This window comes from Sphingomonas sp. 1185 (assembly GCF_040544655.1).
Taxonomy (GTDB): Bacteria; Pseudomonadota; Alphaproteobacteria; order Sphingomonadales; family Sphingomonadaceae; genus Sphingomonas.
This window is the reverse complement of sequence record NZ_JBEPKL010000017.1, coordinates 46,003-61,811: the sequence shown is the minus strand read 5'-3', so window position 1 is coordinate 61,811 and position 15,809 is coordinate 46,003. Positions and strand designations below refer to the sequence as shown.

The following is a 15,809-nucleotide window of genomic DNA, read 5'->3' as shown; positions in this document are numbered from 1 at the left end:
CCAAACCCCCGTTCGCCCAGTGCGAACGGATGGGGGATAGCCCCTCAGAACAGCCTTTGCAGGCTCCGCTCCAGCATCAGCATCTGCCACAGCGTCCGGCCATGGTCGGCCCGCCCCGCCCGGTGGTCGGCGGCCATGCGCCCCAGTTCGGCCAGCTGGAACCAGCCCGTCTCGCGCAGCAGCCCCGATTGCGCCAGCCGCGCCGCCTCCTCGGCCAGGGCGCCGCGAAACCACGCGCTGATCGGCGTGACGAAGCCCATCTTCGGCCGGTAGAGGATGTCGCGCGGCAGATAGGGCTCCAGCGCCTTCTTCATCAGCCATTTGCCCTGACCGCCGCGCACCCGCATCGCGGCGGGCAGGCGGGCGGCATATTCCACCAGGCGGTGGTCGAGCAGCGGCTCGCGCGCCTCCAGCCCCACCGCCATCGAGGTGCGGTCGGTCTTGGTCAGGATATCGCCGGGCAACCAGATCTTCAGATCGGCATATTGCGCGCGGTCGATGGCGTCGCGGGCGGGCGCGTCGCGCATCGCCGCGACATAGCGATCCTCGGCCCGGTGGCCGCCCAGCGCCGCCTTCGCCTCCGCCGAAAACAGTCGCGCGCGCCATTCCGGGCTGGTGACGCCCACCGCCCGCGCATAGGCCTCCGCCCCGTCCATCCCCAGCGCCAGCAGGGTCGTCTTGGCACGTAGCGGGCGCGGGGCCCAATCGGCCTTGGGATAGAAACGCCCGAGCGTCCCGAACAGCCCGCGGCGCAGGTCCGCCGGGAACAGGCCGCGGACCCGCTCCTCGCCCGCATGGAAGACATGGCGGCGATAGCCCGCCATCGCCTCGTCCGCGCCGTCGCCGGACAGCGCGACGGTGACATGCTCGCGCGCCAGCTGGCACAGCCGATAGGTGGCGAGCGCCGAGGCATCGGCAAAGGGCTCGTCGAAATGCGCGACCAGCGTGTCGATCAGCGTGAAGTCGTCGGCGCGCACCACCCGCTCGACATGATCGGTGGCGAAACGCCGGGCGACGGTGCGGGCATAGCCGCGCTCGTCATGCCCCGCCTCCTCGAAGCCGATGGTGCAGGTGCGCACCGCGCGCGGGGACGCCTCCGCCATGAGCGCGACCACGCCCGAGCTGTCGACGCCGCCCGACAGGAACGCGCCCAGCGGCACGTCCGCGACCATCCGGCTGGTCACCCCCGCCCGCATCCGCGCAAGCAGTTCCTCGCCCATCCGCGCGGCCGATCCGGTTTCCCGGTCGGAGAAATCCACGTCCCACCATTGCCGGGGAGACGGAATGGCCCGCCCCCGCTCGATCAGCAGGAAATGCCCGGCGGGCAACTTGTGGACGCCGCCCATGATGCTGGCATCGTCGGGGACATAGCCCAGCGCCAGATAATCCTCGACCGCGCGGATATCGGGCCGACGCCGGAACAGCGGATGCGCCAGCACCCCCTTCATCTCCGAGGCGAAGGCGACCGCGCCATCAGGCAACTCGGCCCAGTGGAGCGGCTTCACCCCCAGCCGATCGCGCGCCAGGAACAGCGCCCCCGCCCTGGCGTCATGCACCGCAAAGGCGAACATGCCGACCAGCCGGTCGAGCATCGACGGCCCCCAATGCCGCCAGCCGTGCAACAGCACCTCGGTATCGCCATCGGTGCGGAACACCGCGCCGCCCGCGCGCAACTCCTCGCGCAATTCGCGGTAATTATAGATTTCGCCGTTGAAGCAGACCGCGACCTCGCCATCGACCATCGGCTGGGGCGAGCCCTCGACATCGATGATCGACAGCCGCGCATGGGCGAAGCCGACACCGGGCGCGGTCCATAGCCCCTGCCCGTCCGGCCCGCGATGCGCCTGTGCGCCGATCATCGCGCGCAGCCGGGCGGGATCGACCGGCTTGGGCGTGGCGGGATGGAACAGACCGGCGATACCGCACATGGGATCAGCGCCGCCCGGTCAGTCGGTCGGCGAAGCGATCGATCGGCCCCAGCGCCTGGACGAACGCCTCGATCGCCTGGCGGTCATCCCCCTCGCTCGACACATGGACGGCGACCGCCACCTGGCGCCGGCCGAGCAGTCTGGCCTTCATCGTCTCGATCTTCACCCGTCGCATGTCCGGGGTCAGCGTATCGCCGATCCGGTACCAGCTCGCAACGACGCGCTGCATGGTCCGGCGATCGGGCGTCGTCTCGATCAGCCGGGTCGCATCGCCGCCCGCGACAGGCACCAGATCGGCGACGCGGATCCAGGGATCGGCTTCGTGCAGGATGCCCGTCCCGAACGCGCCCAGCTTGCCGCCCTCGCGCTGCTGGGGGAAGATGCCGACCGCCAGATCAACCTGATGCCCCTGTCCGTCGGCATAGGTGCGCAGCAGCACCTGCGCGCCGGGATAATAGGGCCGCCATTCGCTGATCTGCGGCGCGGGGGTCCAGCCGGGCACGTCGGGCAGCGCCATATGCGCGGGCAGCGTGGCGACGCGCGCCCCGGCAAAGCCGCTCCAGCTGGGATAGAAGGCGGTGATCGTCACCGCCAGGATCGCGGCGAACAGCGGGTCGATGCGGCGGCGCGGAATGGCGGAGAGGCGCGCGGGGTCGAAGGCGGGATCGTCGGGCGACCGGTCGAAGAACTGCCACCCGATCGCCAGCACCGCCGCCATGACGAAGGCGAAGAACACCCAGCCGAAGATGATATGATCGACGCCCCCCGCCACCTCGATCGAGGTCAGGTCGGCGGCGAAGATCGTTCCCCAGGCGCGGATACCGTTGGCCAACACCGGCACGATCACCGACACGATCAGGAACGCCGCACGCCGCCAGGGCGAACGGAAGCAGAGATTGGCGACCAGCGCCGCAAAGGCGATCATCGCCAGGACGAATTTGGACCCCGAACACGCCTCCGCCACCTCGAACCAGTAGCGCCCGGCATGGATGAGCACCCCGTCCGCGCTGGCGGGGATGCCGCTCCAGTCGAGCAACGGCATGACGATCGCCACGGTGATCTGCTGAAGCGGCTTTTCCAGTTCCGCGCCGAACGGCACCAGGAACCAGGCATAGGCCAGCGGGAACAACAGCCCGCGTGCCACCATCGGCCCCAGCAGCGTGACGACCAGCCCCTCCAGCGTCGCGACCAGCCCCAATTGCCGCACCAGTGCGACCGTGGCGGACTCGCCGAGCAGCCAGAGGAACCCGCCCGCCGCGACGAGCAGCAATCCCGGCCACCAGGCGACCGGGGTGAGTTGCTTCAGCTCCGGCCGCCGCTGCCAGATCAGCCAGCCGACGACCGGGCCGATGAACAGGCAATGGCCATAGGTCGTGCTGGTCCACCAGATCTCGACCAGATGCGCGACGTCGCGTCGCAGGAGGAACAGGACGAACAAAGCCGCCACGCCGAGCAGCGCCAGATGATAGCTCCAGCGTCCCGGCTTCACGACACCATATCCTTCATCAGCCGGTCGAGCGGCGCCAGCCGCGCCCCCCAGCAGTAACGCTCCATCACCCGCACGCGCGCGGCGGGATTGCTGGCGGGGCCGTTCAGCGCGGCGAGGACGCGGGCTGCGAAATCCCGGTCGTCCGCCGCCACCGCGATGGTGCCGCCATGATCGATCCCCTCGGCGGCGGCGCGCGACGCGACGACGGGGCGGGCCATCGCCATCGCTTCCAGCACCTTGTTCTGGATGCCGCGCGCCAGCATCAGCGGCGCGATGCAGACCGCCGCCCCCGCCAGCCATGGCCGCGTGTCGGGCACCTCGCCGGTGACGATCACCGCCTCCCCCGCCAGTCGCCGCACCGCCGCGGCGGGTGCGCGGCCGACAATGGCGAAGCGTGCATCCGGCCGGACGGCGCGGATGCACGGCAGGATGGTCTGGGCGAAATGGATCACCGCATCGATATTGGGGCGATAGTCCATCTGCCCGGTGAAGACGATCAGCGGGCCGTCCCGCACCACCGGCGCCACCGCGCCGGGCGCATGGACGGTCGCATCGATGCCGTTCTCAATGGCCAGGACATGGCCCTGCCCGCCCTGGCCGCGGAACAGGGCGGCCTCAGCCTCGCTGACGAACAGGGTCGCATCGGCATCGCGGGCCACGCGGCGCTCAAAGGCGGACAGACGTTTCGCCTCGCGGGCCAGCATCCAGGCCCTGGGGCCGGTCGCGCCATCCGCCATCGCGGCGAACTTGGCCGAGTCGACGTCCACCATGTCCATCACGGTCGGCCCTTGCCCGCGATACTGCGCCATCTGGCCCGAAAACACATAGGTCGCGGCCACCCCGCCCCGCCGCACCCCGGCCACCGCCCGCGCCATGGCGGGATGGGCAAAGGCGGTCAGCGAGACCGGGCGGCCGGTCGCCAGCGCCTCGACGGCGGCGCGCGGCATCCCCTTGGTGCGGGGGATCAGGTGGCAACTCGCCAGCAGGTCGCGGAATGCGGGCGGCGGATCGCGCTCGGCCTCGCTTTCGGCAAAGGCGCAGAGATGGATGCGCCAGTCGCGCGCCAGATGCCGCAGGATGTGGAAGCTGCGGATCTTGTCGCCGCGATCGGGGGAAAAGGGCACGCGGTGCGCGAGGAACAGCAGGTCCCTCACCCCAGCCCCCGTGCGATCACCGGCCCCGCGATCCGCGCCGCCCAGACCGGCATCCGCTTCCAGAGGGCGATCATCGCGGCATATTTGGGGTTGAGCGGATTGATCGCGCGCGGCCCATGGATGCTGCGGCTGGCATAGACCAGCGGTCGCCCCTCGAACCCCCAATTCTTCTTGAACGCCGCCGCGCCGGTCCCGACCTTCGACCGGCCGAAATCGAAGCGGTGACAACCGCGCGACCGCGCGTGCCGCATCAGCGCGAAATACATCAGGTCATTGGCGCGCAGGCCCCGCGCCGCCTGCGTGCCCCCGCCCCAATAGGGATAGACGGTGCCGCCATGATACAGGCTGAGCACGCTCGCCACCGCGCGGCCACGATGGCGCACGGTCAGCACGTCCGCGTCCAGCCGCGCCGCCGCCTCGCGGAACAGCCGCGCCGGAAAGACCGGGGTGCCCAGATTGCGGACCGATTCGGCATAGACGCGGTAATGCCCGGCCAGCATCGCCGCATCGGCGCCGGTCTGGACGGTCAGCTCATTGGCCAGCGCCTTGCGCACCTCGGCCCGCTGCTTGCGCGGGATCGCCTTCAGCTCGGCCTCGTCATCGGCGGCGATCGGGCGGACGAAGCCCAGATAGCTGTCGGCGTCGGGCGTCCAGCCATCCGGCACCGGCCCTCCGCGCAACTCGACCGACTCGATGCCCCGGTCGCGGGCGAGCGTCCAGGCCGCCTCCGCCAGCAGGTCCACGCCCTCGCCCAGCACGCCGCCATCGACGCCGAAGCCCGTCGACACCATCGCCGCGCCGAACAAGGGCGAGCGAATTTCGCTCAGCGGCAACAGGCCGACCAGATCGCCGTTGCGCTCCGCGACCAGGCAATGCGCCTTCTGGCCACAGCCCGCCGCCCCCGCCAGCAGCCAGCCGGTGCGATGAAAGGGCGTGCCACCGGCGGCATCCACGAACGCATCGATCCGCGCACGCTCCGTTTCGCGCGCCAGATCGGCGACGCGCAGGGTCGGCACCGTCGCGCTCATGCCAGCCGTGCCGCTTCCCTGGCCGCCACCTGATCGACCCGGCCCCAGTCATGCCGCCCGAGCAGCGCACGCAGCTTGCCCTCCATCGCGCCCAGCCGCGAATAATGGCGGATACGCGAGCGAAGCGGGGCGGCGGTGACGCGCGGCTGGCCGGGATCGATCTCCCAGGGGTGGAAATAGAACATCGCGCCGTGCCGGTCGCGCTCGACCTGCCCGATCGCGATGTCGGTCAGCCTGGCGGGCAGCATCCGGAAGAAGCCGCCGCCGGTCGCCAGCCGCCGCTGGCCGAACTGCGCCACCGTCACCGGCAACTCGATCAGATCGGCATCGGCCAGCGGCCGCCAAGCATAGCGCGGCGAGGCCGCCCAGCCATAATGGTCGTGCCGCAGCGGCGCGACGCTGGAGGAATAACGATAGCCCGCCTCCGCCAGCACGGGATGCGCCCAGGGGGTACGGGTGTCGATCGAGAAGCTGGGCGCGCGATAGCCGGTCACCGCCTGCCCACCCGCATCCTCGATCGCGGTGCGCGCGCGGAGCAGATCGGCGCGGAACTGGTCGGCGGTCATGGTGAAGACGCGCTGATGGTCCCAGCCATGGCTGGCCATCTCATGCCCGGCGGCGACGATGCGACGGATCAGGCCGGGATGGCGATGCGCGACCCAGCCCAGCGTGAAGAAGGTCGCGCGCGTCCCCGTCTCGGCGAACAGCGACAGGACCGCATCGGTATTGGCCTCGACCCGGCTGTCCAGCCGGTCCCAGTCGGCCTTGTCGATCGTCCGTTCGAAGGCGCCGACCTGGAACCACTCCTCGACATCGACCGACATGCCATGGAGCGGCCGGGCCGCGCCGGGCTCAGGCGGCATGGCCCCAGGCGCCCGTGCGGATCGTCGGGCTTTCCTCGCGGCGGGGCTCGCCGCGCGCGTCGGCATCGCTCCAGTCGACCATCAGCGTCAGCACGCGGCGCAGCGCCGCCTCCTGCTGCTCCAGCCGCGCCTCCAGCCGCGCGATCCGCTCCTCCAGCGCCGCGACCGGCGACGGATCGGTGGCGGCCGCCGGGGCGGGCTTGGCGGGCTGGGGTTCCGGCGCGGGCCTGGGCTCGGGGATCGGGCGCAGCGATACCGGCTCGGGCGCGGGCGGCGGGGCGACGATGCGCGGGCTGCCGCCCTGCCCCGTCTGGCTGTCGGGCATGATCCGGGTGCGGACGATCGGATCGGCCATCGCGGCAGGCGCGGGCGCCTGCGCGCCGTTCAGCGTCGCGGCGCCCAGCGTCCCCAGCCCGAAGACCGATCGGTCGAAGGCGGGTGCAGCGGCCTGGGGCGGTGCGATCGGGGCGGGTTCGGGCTGTACCCCGGCGTCGCGCGAAGCCGCGAACCGATCGCCCCCCATATCGGCGGCCATGTCGGCGGCGACGCTCTTGACGGTTTCCTCGCCGATCAGCTCGACCCCCTCGACCGCCGCCTGCAACAGCACGCGGCCCGCCAGCACGTTCAGACGGCGCGGGACGCCGCCCGACACCTCGTACAGCGCGTCGAACGCGTCGGCGGCGAAATCGGGGCGACCGGTCCATCCCGCCACCGCCAGCCGGTGCGCGATGTAATCGGGAACCTCGTCGGCCTCCATCGGGTCGAGATGGTGGATGGCGATGACCCGCTGGCGCAGCTGCTCGATGGCGGCCGAGCCGAGCAGGCGCTCGCGAAATTCGGGCTGTCCGACCAGCAGGATCTGGAGCAGCGCATGCCCCCCCGCCTGGAAATTGGACAGCATGCGCAGTTCCTCGAGCGAGGCGAGCGGCAGCGCCTGCGCCTCGTCGACGATCAGCAGGATGCGACGCCCCTCGCGCGCGACGCCGTTCAGCGCGCGCTCGATCGCGGCCAGCAGTCCCGCCTTGGACAGGCCCAGGCTGTCGACGCCCAGCTGTCCGGCGACGGTGCGGAGCAGGTCGTTCGGCTCGATCGCGGTCGACACGATATGGATGACGCGCAGGCGGCGCGGGTCGAGCGTCTCGACAAGATGGCCGACCAGCGTGGTCTTGCCCGCGCCGACATCGCCGGTGATGACGATGAAGCCCTCGCCCTGCGCCAGGCCATAGCCGAGATAGGCCATCGCCTTGCCGTGAGTCGCCGTCTCGAACCAGAAACGCGGGTCCGGCGTCAGCTGAAACGGGCGCTCGCCCAGACCAAAATGCGTCTCGTACATCATCGTGCCTTTCGGCCGGTCAGAACTGGTATCGTGCCGCGATCAGGGCCTGCGCCGATAGCGCGCTGGACAGGTCCCCGACCGTGAAGTGATACAATCCCACCGACGCGGTTGTTCCGAGCCGACCGAAGTTGCGGTAATAGCTGGCGGTCGATCCCAGCGACACCACGTCCTCGGCCCCCGCCAACTTACTGGCATAATAGTTAACGAAGCCGTTAACGTTAAGCCCCGAATTCGGGCCGAGCGCATGGCCGAAGAAAATCTGCGCGTACCAGCTTTCGTCCTCGGTGCCATAGACGACGATGCCCGGCGCATTCTGCGGCGCGAAGAGGCGGCGATTGGTATAGCCCAGCCCCAGACCCAGGGTCGAGCGGCCGCGCGTCATCGACACCATCGCATCCAGCCCGCGCGCGCGGTAGAGCGAGGTCTGCACCGATTGCAGCGCGTCGTTCAGGCACCCGCCCGGCGTCGTGCCGCTGGTCGAGAACACGCATCCGTTGAACTGCTGCCCAAAGGCATCGCGCGTCTCGACGAAATTGGTCGGCAGGTTGGACAGGCCATCGCGCAACTGCCGCCCGAAGGTCTGGATGCCGTCATAGACCGCGACCTGCATGACGACGCTGCGCGACGCCTGATAGCGCGCGACGCCGGTCACGCTGAGCGAGCCGTAACGCTCGCCGACATGCCCCTCCACCGAGGTACGGCGATCGGGGCGCCAGATCACGCCCGCATCATAATAGACGCCGTCGGTGCGATAGGCGATGCGACGCGGGCCGGTGGGCGCGGTGACGAAGCGGCCCCGGCTGTCGACCAGCGGGCGTCCGGCGGCGTCGACCGCCGCGTCGCGCTGGCTGCTCTCGATCCGCTCATAGCCGACCCCGGCGGTCAGCGCGACATAGGGAGAAATGGGTTTCAGCACGTCGCCGCGCACGAACCAGCCCTCGTAACGCTGCGCCAGCTGCCCGGCATCGTCGCGCTCATAGGAGGCGTTGAGCGACAGCCCGACCGGCAGGACCGCGCCGGGGCGGACATTGGCGCTGACCGTCGCCAGCTGGTTCCAGCTGTCGCTGAAATAGTCGAGGCGCGGCTGGCCCGGCGCGATGCCGCCAAAGCCCGGCGTGTCGACGCGGGTATAGCCCAGCCGGTAATTGGCGCCGATCTGCACCGGCCCGGCGCGGGTGGTCAGGACCGGACCGATATAGGCCGAATAGAGCTGCGAGATATTGCCGGTATCGCCGACCAGCACGCCCGGCGCGGCGCCGCGAATGTCCGATCGCGTCCGCGTGGCGAGCGCGCCGCCGTCCAGGGTCAGGTCGCGCGTCAGCCGATAGGTGCCGCGCGCCAGCCCGCTATGGATGTCATTGTCGGCATAGCGATCGTTCCAGCTGAACCGATGTTCGTAGCGATAGCTGAGCTGCGCCTGCGCGCGCGGGGTGCTCACCTGCGCATTCACGCCCGCCGCCAGGCTGGTGAAGGTCACCACATCGCCGCCGTTCAGATCGGCGCTCAGCAGTTGCCCCACCTCGATATAGGGGGCGATGCGGACACGCGATGCGGTGCCGCCCGCGGGCGCGGGCGCGACGCCGGGGGCTGCGCTGCCCGGCGCGGACGTGGAGGGGGGCGTGGCCATGCCCTGCACCTGCGCCGCCAGCGCCGACGGCCAGGCCGCCAGAGCCAGCGCCGAGGCGATCAGGACCGGCCGCGCCGCCTTCACCGGGCGTCGTCCTTGCCATATCCGCCATAATAGCCGAACCGGCGGCTGCCCGGCACGAAGGCGACGCTGTTGAGCACCAGCTGGATATGCTCGCACGCGTCGAGCAGCGCGATCGCGCCCGCGACGTCGCTCTCGGGCGTGCGGTCGGCGCGGACGACCATCATCACCTGCCCCGCCAGCATCGCCAGCACCGAGGCGGACGAGGCGGCCAGCGCGGGCGGCGAGTCGAAGATGACCAGGCGGCGCGGATTGGCCGACAACAGCCGCTGCAACACCGTCCGGGTCCGCGCCGAGGCGAGCAATTCGGTGTCGCTGGCGCTGCGCGTGCCGCAGGGCAGCACCGACAGATGCGGCACGTCGGTCCGGATCACCAGATCCTCGACATCGATCGCGCCATCGTCGAGCGCGTCGAGCAACCCCGGCCCCTCGGCCAGCCCCAGCCGGTCGAGCACGTCGGGCTTGGCGACATCGGCATCGACCAGCAGCACCTCGGTATCGCGCTCGGCGGCCAGCGACAGCGCCAGGTTGACCGCGCAGAAGGTCTTGCCGTCCTGCGGCCGCGCCGAGCAGATCAGGACGGTGCGCGCCTTGTCGGCATCGCCCGTCTCGACCAGGCGGCGGCTGGTGATGATCAGCTGGCGCTTGACCAGCCGGAACTCCTCGGCCAGCGGCCCGACCGGCGCGCCGGGGACGATCATACCGTTCTCGGCCAGCATCGCGCGGTCGACCATCGCGACGTCGCTGAAGCCGGGATTATATTCGCTCGCCAGGAATTCCTCGTCGCCCGGCTGCGCCAGGAACTCGGCCGGAATGCCGCTCAGGCTGGCGGGAAATTCGGGATCGGGTGCGCTGTCTGGCGCGACCATGGCGGGCGGCATCCGGTCCGCCTCGCGCGGCGCGACAGGCGTGGCGTCTTCGCCGCGCTCGCCCTCGGGCATGACGGGCGCGCGGACAAAGGACTGGAAGTCGTAGACATTCGCCGCGCGTTCGAGCAGCGAAGGCTCCCGCCGGGGCCGGTTCGGTTTCAAGGGCTTGGTCATGCCGCCATACCCCGCTGCAATAGCTCGATCGCGACCACCATCCCATAGGCCGCGCCCAGCGCCGCCGTCCCGCCGAGGAACAATTTCATCCGCTTGGCCCGGACCTCGGCCTGCGCGCGCGTGACGACCTCGCCGATCGCGCCGATCACCGGCAACCCCATCGCGCGTTGCAGCGAATGCGGCGTGGTGAAGGTCTGGCGCAGCTTGGACAGGGCAAAGGCGGTCCCGATCCCCAGTCCCAGCGCGGCCAGGAACACGCCGGTCAGCAGCAACAGGCGATTGGGCGCGGTCGGCGTGCGCGGATAGGTGGGCGGGTCGATCACCGAGAAACGCATCGAGTCGGTCTGGTTCTGCGCCTGTCCGCGCAACGCGACCTGTTCGCGCTGGCGCAGCAGCTGGTCGTAACTGTCCTTCAGCACCTGATAGTCGCGGTCGATCGCCCCCTGCTGCGCCGCCGCCTCGGGATCGGTCGACAGACTGGCGTTCAGCCGGTCGAGGTCGTTCTGCAACTGGCTCTTGCGCATCTTCAGGCTGGCGAGCTGCGCCTGCTTCTCGGCCGCCATCGACTGGAGCGACATGTAGAGCGGATTGGGCTGCCCGCCCGCCCCGCCGCCCGGCGGCTCGGCCCGCGCGGCGGCCTGCGCGACCGCCAGCTGGTTCTTCAGCGCGATCACGTCCGGATGGCTGTCGGTATAGCCGCGCGCCCTGGCATCGGCGAGCTGACCCTGAAGCGTCGCCAGCCGCGCGCGCGCAGGCCCGGCGACCCCGCCGCCCTCGCCGACGGTGCGCGGCGTGCCCGCCAGCTGCCCCTGCACCGCCGCGACGCTCGACTGGGCGGCGGCCATGTCGCTGTCCACCTGCGCCATTTGCGAGCGCGCCAGCCCGATCCGGTCGGCGACCGATCCGCTGCCCGGCAGGCCGCCCAGGAACTGGTTCTGATACTGGGCGCGCTTGGCCTCGGCGATCTGGAGCTGTTTCTGGCGGTCGTCCAGCTGCTTGTCGAGAAAGGCCAGGCTCTGGTTCGTGTTGTTGCGATCGCCGACCAGATTGGATTCGACGAAGATGTCGATCAGCTTCTGCGCGACCTGCTGCGCCAGCTTGGGGCTGGACTGGGTGACGGTCAGCTGGAAGATCGTGTCCTGCTGGTTCTCGATCTTGATGGACTGGGCCAGCGCGGAAACGCGCGCGGCGACGTCGGCGTCGCTCGACACCGTGCTGGCCAGGTCGGTGCCGCGCACCACCTTTTGCAGGTTGATCGCCGAGATCAGCGTCTGGCGCACCTGATCGACCGAATCCATCTGGCTGGCCTGGGTCGAGGCGATGCCGTCGGGCAGGATCTGCGCATTCTGCACCGCGATGCGCGCGCGCGATTCATACCGGCTGGGGATTTGCGAGACGAACAGCCAGCCCGCGATGCACACCGCCCATGCGACGCCCAGCGCCAGCCAGCGCCGGGTCCAGATCGCATGGATCGCTATGCGGATTTCGTCCTGGATGCTCGACATGCGCAGGCGCGACCTTAAAACATCGACTCGGGGATGATGATGACGTCGCCCGGCTCCAGCCGGACATTCGCCTTCGAATCGCCCTTGCGAAGCAGGTCGTTGATCTGAAGCGCATATTCGCGCTGCTTGCCGGTCTCGCGGTCGGTGCGCACCAGCTTGGCCTTGTTACCGGCCGCATATTGGTTCAGCCCGCCCACCGCGATCATCGCATCGAGCAGCGTCATGTTGGCGCGGTAGGGGATGGCGGCGGGCTTTTCGGTCGCGCCGACGATCCGCACCTGCTGACTATAGGTGCCGGAGAAATTCTCGACGATCACCGACACGATCGGGTTGGAGACATATTCCGACAGCGCCTTCTTCATGTCGTCGGCCAGCATCGCGGGCGTCTTGCCGACGGCGGGCATGTCGTTGACCAGCGGCGTGGTGATACGGCCGTCGGGGCGCACCTGGACCTTGGTCGACAGGTCAGGATTGCGCCAGACGAAGATGTTGAGCTGGTCGAGCGGGCCGATGACATATTCCTCGCCCGGCTGCTCCTTGCGCGCGACATAGCCCGCCGAGGGCAATTCGGGGTCCGGCCGCCCGGTCGAACAGGCGGTCAGCGTCGAGGCCGCCAGGCCTGCGAGCAAGAGGGGACGGGCGAACGATGCCATCGAAGGAGTCTCCTGAACCCTGTTATCCCGGCCGGAACAAAGGGCAAATTGCGCAGCGTCGCTATGCCATGAAGAGGTGAACAGAGCGTTAGTCGCTGTGATCCCTCGGCAATAGCTCGGCCGCAGGACCATGTCCCAAAAAGGCACAGGGACTGGCGGTGGCGCCATAGGCCCCGGCCAGGAAGATCGCGACGACATCCCCGACATCGCCGCGCGGCAGGGCGATCCGATCACCCAGCCGGTCGAGCGGGGTGCAGAGCGGCCCGACCACCGACACCGTCTCGGTCGCCTCGCCGCCCATCGCATGCGCCAGCGCCAGCGGATAGTTGCGCCGGACGACGGTGCCGAAATTGCCGCTGGCCGCGAGCTGATGGTTGAGGCCGCCATCGAGGATCAGGAAGGTCTCGCCCCCGCTCTCCTTGCGATCGACCACGCGCGCCAGATAGACCCCGGCCTCCGCCACCAGCCAGCGCCCCAGTTCGATCGCGAACCGGCTGTCGCGCAGGATAGCGGGGCGCGCCGCCACCGCCGTCTCCAGCGCGGCCCCCACCCGCTCGATGTCGAGCGCGGTATCGCCCGCGAAATAGGGCACGCCGAAGCCGCCGCCCAGATTGACCAGCGGCGGTGCCTCCCCCGCCTCCTCCGCCAGCCGCGCGGCGAGCGCGATGGTGGCGGCCTGGGTATCGATGATCGCCTGCGGATCGAGCGCCTGGCTGCCCGCATAGATATGGAAGCCGCGCCAGTCCGCACCTGCCGCGACCAGATGGCGGACCAGCGCGGGCACCCGCACCGCATCGATCCCGAAGGGCGACGGCCGCCCGCCCATCTTCATCCCCGAGCCGCGCAGCTCGACATCCGGATTGACCCGCACCGCCAGACGGGCGCGCACGCCCAGCCGTTCGGCGATGGCGAGCGCGCGGGTCGCCTCGCCTTCGGATTCCAGATTGATCGTCACCCCGGCGGCCAGCGCGGCGGACAGCTCGGCATCGCGCTTGCCCGGCCCGGCAAAGCTGACCGGACGCCCCAGCCGCTCGACCTTGGCCAGTTCGCCCGCCGAGGCGACGTCGAAGCCGTCGACCAGCTCCGCCATCGCGGCGAGCAGCGGCGGGAACGGATTGGCCTTGATCGCATAATGAAGGTCGATCGCGGGAAAGGCGGCACGGAACCGCGCGACGCGTGCCGCGACGATGGCGGGGTCATAGACGAACACCGGGCCGTCCCGCTCCGCCAGCCAGTCCGGCGCGGGGCGCCCGGCGATCGTCAGCATCCCGCGCTGGCCCGCATATTCGGGGGGGATCGGCCCCATCGGCTTCATGACGTCATATCCTTGTCGGCGATCGCGCGGCGCAGGGCGGCGCGGTCCAGCTTGCCATTGGCGTTGCGGGGCAGTTCCTCGCGCCAGTCGATGCGCGCGGGCTGCATGAAATTGGGCAGGTCGCGCTTCAGCCGCGCGCGCAGCGCGGGTTCGTTCGCCCGATCGCCCGCCAGGACCAGCACGATCGCCTGTCCCTGCGCCTCGTCCGCGACGCCGATCGCCACCGCCTCGCGCGCCTCGCCACCCGACAGGGCGGTTTCCTCGACCTCCTGCGGGCTGATCCGGTTGCCCGCGACCTTGATCATCTCGTCATCGCGCCCGACGAAGCGGAGCAGGCCGTCCGCCCCCTCCACTACCGTATCCCCCGACCAGACCGCGCGGGGCCAGCCCGGCGCGGGGCGGAAACGCTGCGCGGTCCGCTCCGCATCGCGCCAATAGCCCTGCGCGACCAGTGGCCCGGCATGGACCAGCTCGCCCGGCTCGCCCGGCGCGGCGCGGGTTCCGTCGGGACGCAGCACCATCACCTCGGCAAAGGGAATCGCACGGCCGATCGCATCGGGATTCGCGTCGATCAGCGCCGGGTCGAGATAGGTGGAGCGAAACGCTTCGGTCAGGCCGTACATGGCGTAGAGATCGGCCTGGGGAAACCGCTCGCGCAATCCCCGCACCAGTCGCGGGGTCAGCGCGCCGCCCGAATTGGTCAGCCGCCGGATCGGCGCGACCGCCTCCTCGGGCCAGTCGATCCCCAGCAACTGCGTCCAGAGCGGCGGCACCCCCGCCAGCACCGTCGCACCGTGCCGCGCCACCGCCTTCACCACATCGCGCGGGGTCAGATAGTCGAGCGGCGCCACCGCCCCTCCGGCCGCCCACGTCGAAAGAAGCTGGTTCTGGCCATAGTCGAAACTGAACGGCAGGACGCCGAGCACCCGGTCCTGCGGGGTCAGCCGCAGATAGTCGGCGACGGCGATCGCCCCGAACCACAGATTGGCGTGGCTCAGCATCACCCCCTTGGGCCGCCCCGTCGAGCCGGAGGTGTAGAGAATCGCCGCCAGCGCCTCCGGATCGGCGGAGGACCGGGGCAGCGCCTCGCCCTCCCCCGCCTCGGTCGTGACCAGGACGCCGGGGGGTATGTCGCCTTCCTCCAACGTGGCGGCGCGCGGGGCGTGGGTCAGCAGCATCGCGGCCCCGCTGTCCGCCAGGATATGCGCGACCTGCGCCCGCTTGAGCAGCGGATTGACCGGCACATGGACCAGCCCCGCGCGCGGCGCGGCGAGCGGCATCAGCGCGGCGACGCGCGTCTTTGGCAACCATGTCGCGACCCGCGCGCCGGGGGCGAAACCCTGTGCCGCCAGCCATCCCGCCAGCCGCGCGACCGCCGACTCCACCTCGGCGAAGGTCAGGGCGGCGTCGCGTTCCAGCAGGGCGGGCGCGTCGGGCGCCCCGCGCAGGACATGGTCGATGGGCAGGGCGGCGGGTTGGGGGACCATGCGCGTCATCTACAGCCGGGGGTGGTGGAAAGTCGAGCCGAGCGGGTGTGGAGCCTTGTGGCGGACGGTTGGCGATATGGCGGCCCTCCCCCAACCCCCTCCCGCCTGCGGGAGGGGGCTTTTGAAGCGAGCGCTTCCACCCTTTTTCTCCCCTCCCGCAGGCGGGAGGGGTTGGGGGAGGGCCTGGGACTCCAGACCCCTGCCATAACCCCAAAACCCAAAGCCGTTGCCCAACGCGCCCTCCCGGACTAACGCTGGGGGCGATACCAACAACAGGGCGACAGGGATTGGGACTCCAGG

Annotated in this window: 12 protein-coding genes; all 12 read right to left on the bottom strand. The window is 70.3% G+C overall.

From position 1 onward, the window contains the following. Positions 1-44: 44 nt before the first annotated feature. The gene (locus tag ABIC44_RS12535) at positions 45-1,928 is read right to left on the bottom strand and encodes an XrtA/PEP-CTERM system amidotransferase (RefSeq protein WP_354295784.1); all 1,884 of its coding nucleotides are present in this window, start codon (positions 1,926-1,928) and stop codon (positions 45-47) included. A 4-nt stretch (positions 1,929-1,932) separates the two neighbouring features. After that, a complete protein-coding gene (xrtA, locus tag ABIC44_RS12530) occupies positions 1,933-3,417 on the bottom strand; it encodes an exosortase A (RefSeq protein ID WP_354295782.1) in 1,485 nt (494 codons plus the stop codon). Beyond that, complete coding sequence (locus tag ABIC44_RS12525) at positions 3,414-4,571, bottom strand: TIGR03087 family PEP-CTERM/XrtA system glycosyltransferase (RefSeq protein WP_354295781.1); 1,158 nt, start codon at positions 4,569-4,571, stop codon at positions 3,414-3,416. Before ABIC44_RS12525 ends, xrtA begins: the two co-directional genes overlap by 4 nt. After that, the gene (locus tag ABIC44_RS12520; protein WP_354295780.1) at positions 4,568-5,599 is read right to left on the bottom strand and encodes a FemAB family XrtA/PEP-CTERM system-associated protein; all 1,032 of its coding nucleotides are present in this window, start codon (positions 5,597-5,599) and stop codon (positions 4,568-4,570) included. Before ABIC44_RS12520 ends, ABIC44_RS12525 begins: the two co-directional genes overlap by 4 nt. Further along, complete coding sequence (locus ABIC44_RS12515) at positions 5,596-6,462, bottom strand: XrtA system polysaccharide deacetylase (protein WP_354295778.1); 867 nt, start codon at positions 6,460-6,462, stop codon at positions 5,596-5,598. The genes ABIC44_RS12520 and ABIC44_RS12515 overlap by 4 nt, the downstream gene beginning before the upstream one ends. After that, positions 6,452-7,795 (bottom strand): ExeA family protein, encoded by a 1,344-nt coding sequence (locus ABIC44_RS12510; protein WP_354295820.1) that lies wholly within the window; start codon positions 7,793-7,795, stop codon positions 6,452-6,454. The genes ABIC44_RS12515 and ABIC44_RS12510 overlap by 11 nt, the downstream gene beginning before the upstream one ends. A 19-nt stretch (positions 7,796-7,814) precedes the next feature. Then, positions 7,815-9,509, bottom strand: coding sequence for a porin family protein (locus ABIC44_RS12505; RefSeq protein ID WP_354295777.1), 1,695 nt, complete (start codon positions 9,507-9,509; stop codon positions 7,815-7,817). Then, a complete protein-coding gene (locus tag ABIC44_RS12500) occupies positions 9,506-10,549 on the bottom strand; it encodes an AAA family ATPase (RefSeq protein WP_354295775.1) in 1,044 nt (347 codons plus the stop codon). Before ABIC44_RS12500 ends, ABIC44_RS12505 begins: the two co-directional genes overlap by 4 nt. Next, the gene (locus tag ABIC44_RS12495; protein ID WP_309696643.1) at positions 10,546-12,054 is read right to left on the bottom strand and encodes an XrtA system polysaccharide chain length determinant; all 1,509 of its coding nucleotides are present in this window, start codon (positions 12,052-12,054) and stop codon (positions 10,546-10,548) included. The genes ABIC44_RS12500 and ABIC44_RS12495 overlap by 4 nt, the downstream gene beginning before the upstream one ends. Positions 12,055-12,068: 14 nt before the next feature. Beyond that, positions 12,069-12,707 carry an XrtA/PEP-CTERM system exopolysaccharide export protein gene (locus ABIC44_RS12490; RefSeq protein WP_307100038.1) on the bottom strand — a complete coding sequence of 213 codons (639 nt, stop codon included), beginning with the start codon at positions 12,705-12,707 and terminating at the stop codon, positions 12,069-12,071. A gap of 88 nt (positions 12,708-12,795) precedes the next feature. Then, on the bottom strand, positions 12,796-14,022 hold the full coding sequence (locus ABIC44_RS12485) for a pyridoxal-dependent decarboxylase, exosortase A system-associated (RefSeq protein ID WP_354295773.1): 1,227 nt from the start codon (positions 14,020-14,022) through the stop codon (positions 12,796-12,798). After that, positions 14,019-15,518 (bottom strand): AMP-binding protein, encoded by a 1,500-nt coding sequence (locus ABIC44_RS12480; RefSeq protein ID WP_502959846.1) that lies wholly within the window; start codon positions 15,516-15,518, stop codon positions 14,019-14,021. Before ABIC44_RS12480 ends, ABIC44_RS12485 begins: the two co-directional genes overlap by 4 nt. Positions 15,519-15,809 lie beyond the last annotated feature (291 nt).

Coding starts and splice junctions, on each gene's coding strand:
- ABIC44_RS12535 (WP_354295784.1), bottom strand. CDS start 1,928: ATGTGCGGTATCGCCGGTCTGTTCCATCCCGCCACGCCCAAGCCGGTC.
- ABIC44_RS12520 (WP_354295780.1), bottom strand. CDS start 5,599: ATGAGCGCGACGGTGCCGACCCTGCGCGTCGCCGATCTGGCGCGCGAA.
- ABIC44_RS12515 (WP_354295778.1), bottom strand. CDS start 6,462: ATGCCGCCTGAGCCCGGCGCGGCCCGGCCGCTCCATGGCATGTCGGTC.
- ABIC44_RS12510 (WP_354295820.1), bottom strand. CDS start 7,795: ATGTACGAGACGCATTTTGGTCTGGGCGAGCGCCCGTTTCAGCTGACG.
- ABIC44_RS12500 (WP_354295775.1), bottom strand. CDS start 10,549: ATGACCAAGCCCTTGAAACCGAACCGGCCCCGGCGGGAGCCTTCGCTG.
- ABIC44_RS12495 (WP_309696643.1), bottom strand. CDS start 12,054: ATGTCGAGCATCCAGGACGAAATCCGCATAGCGATCCATGCGATCTGG.
- ABIC44_RS12490 (WP_307100038.1), bottom strand. CDS start 12,707: ATGGCATCGTTCGCCCGTCCCCTCTTGCTCGCAGGCCTGGCGGCCTCG.
- ABIC44_RS12485 (WP_354295773.1), bottom strand. CDS start 14,022: ATGAAGCCGATGGGGCCGATCCCCCCCGAATATGCGGGCCAGCGCGGG.
- ABIC44_RS12480 (WP_502959846.1), bottom strand. CDS start 15,518: ATGACGCGCATGGTCCCCCAACCCGCCGCCCTGCCCATCGACCATGTC.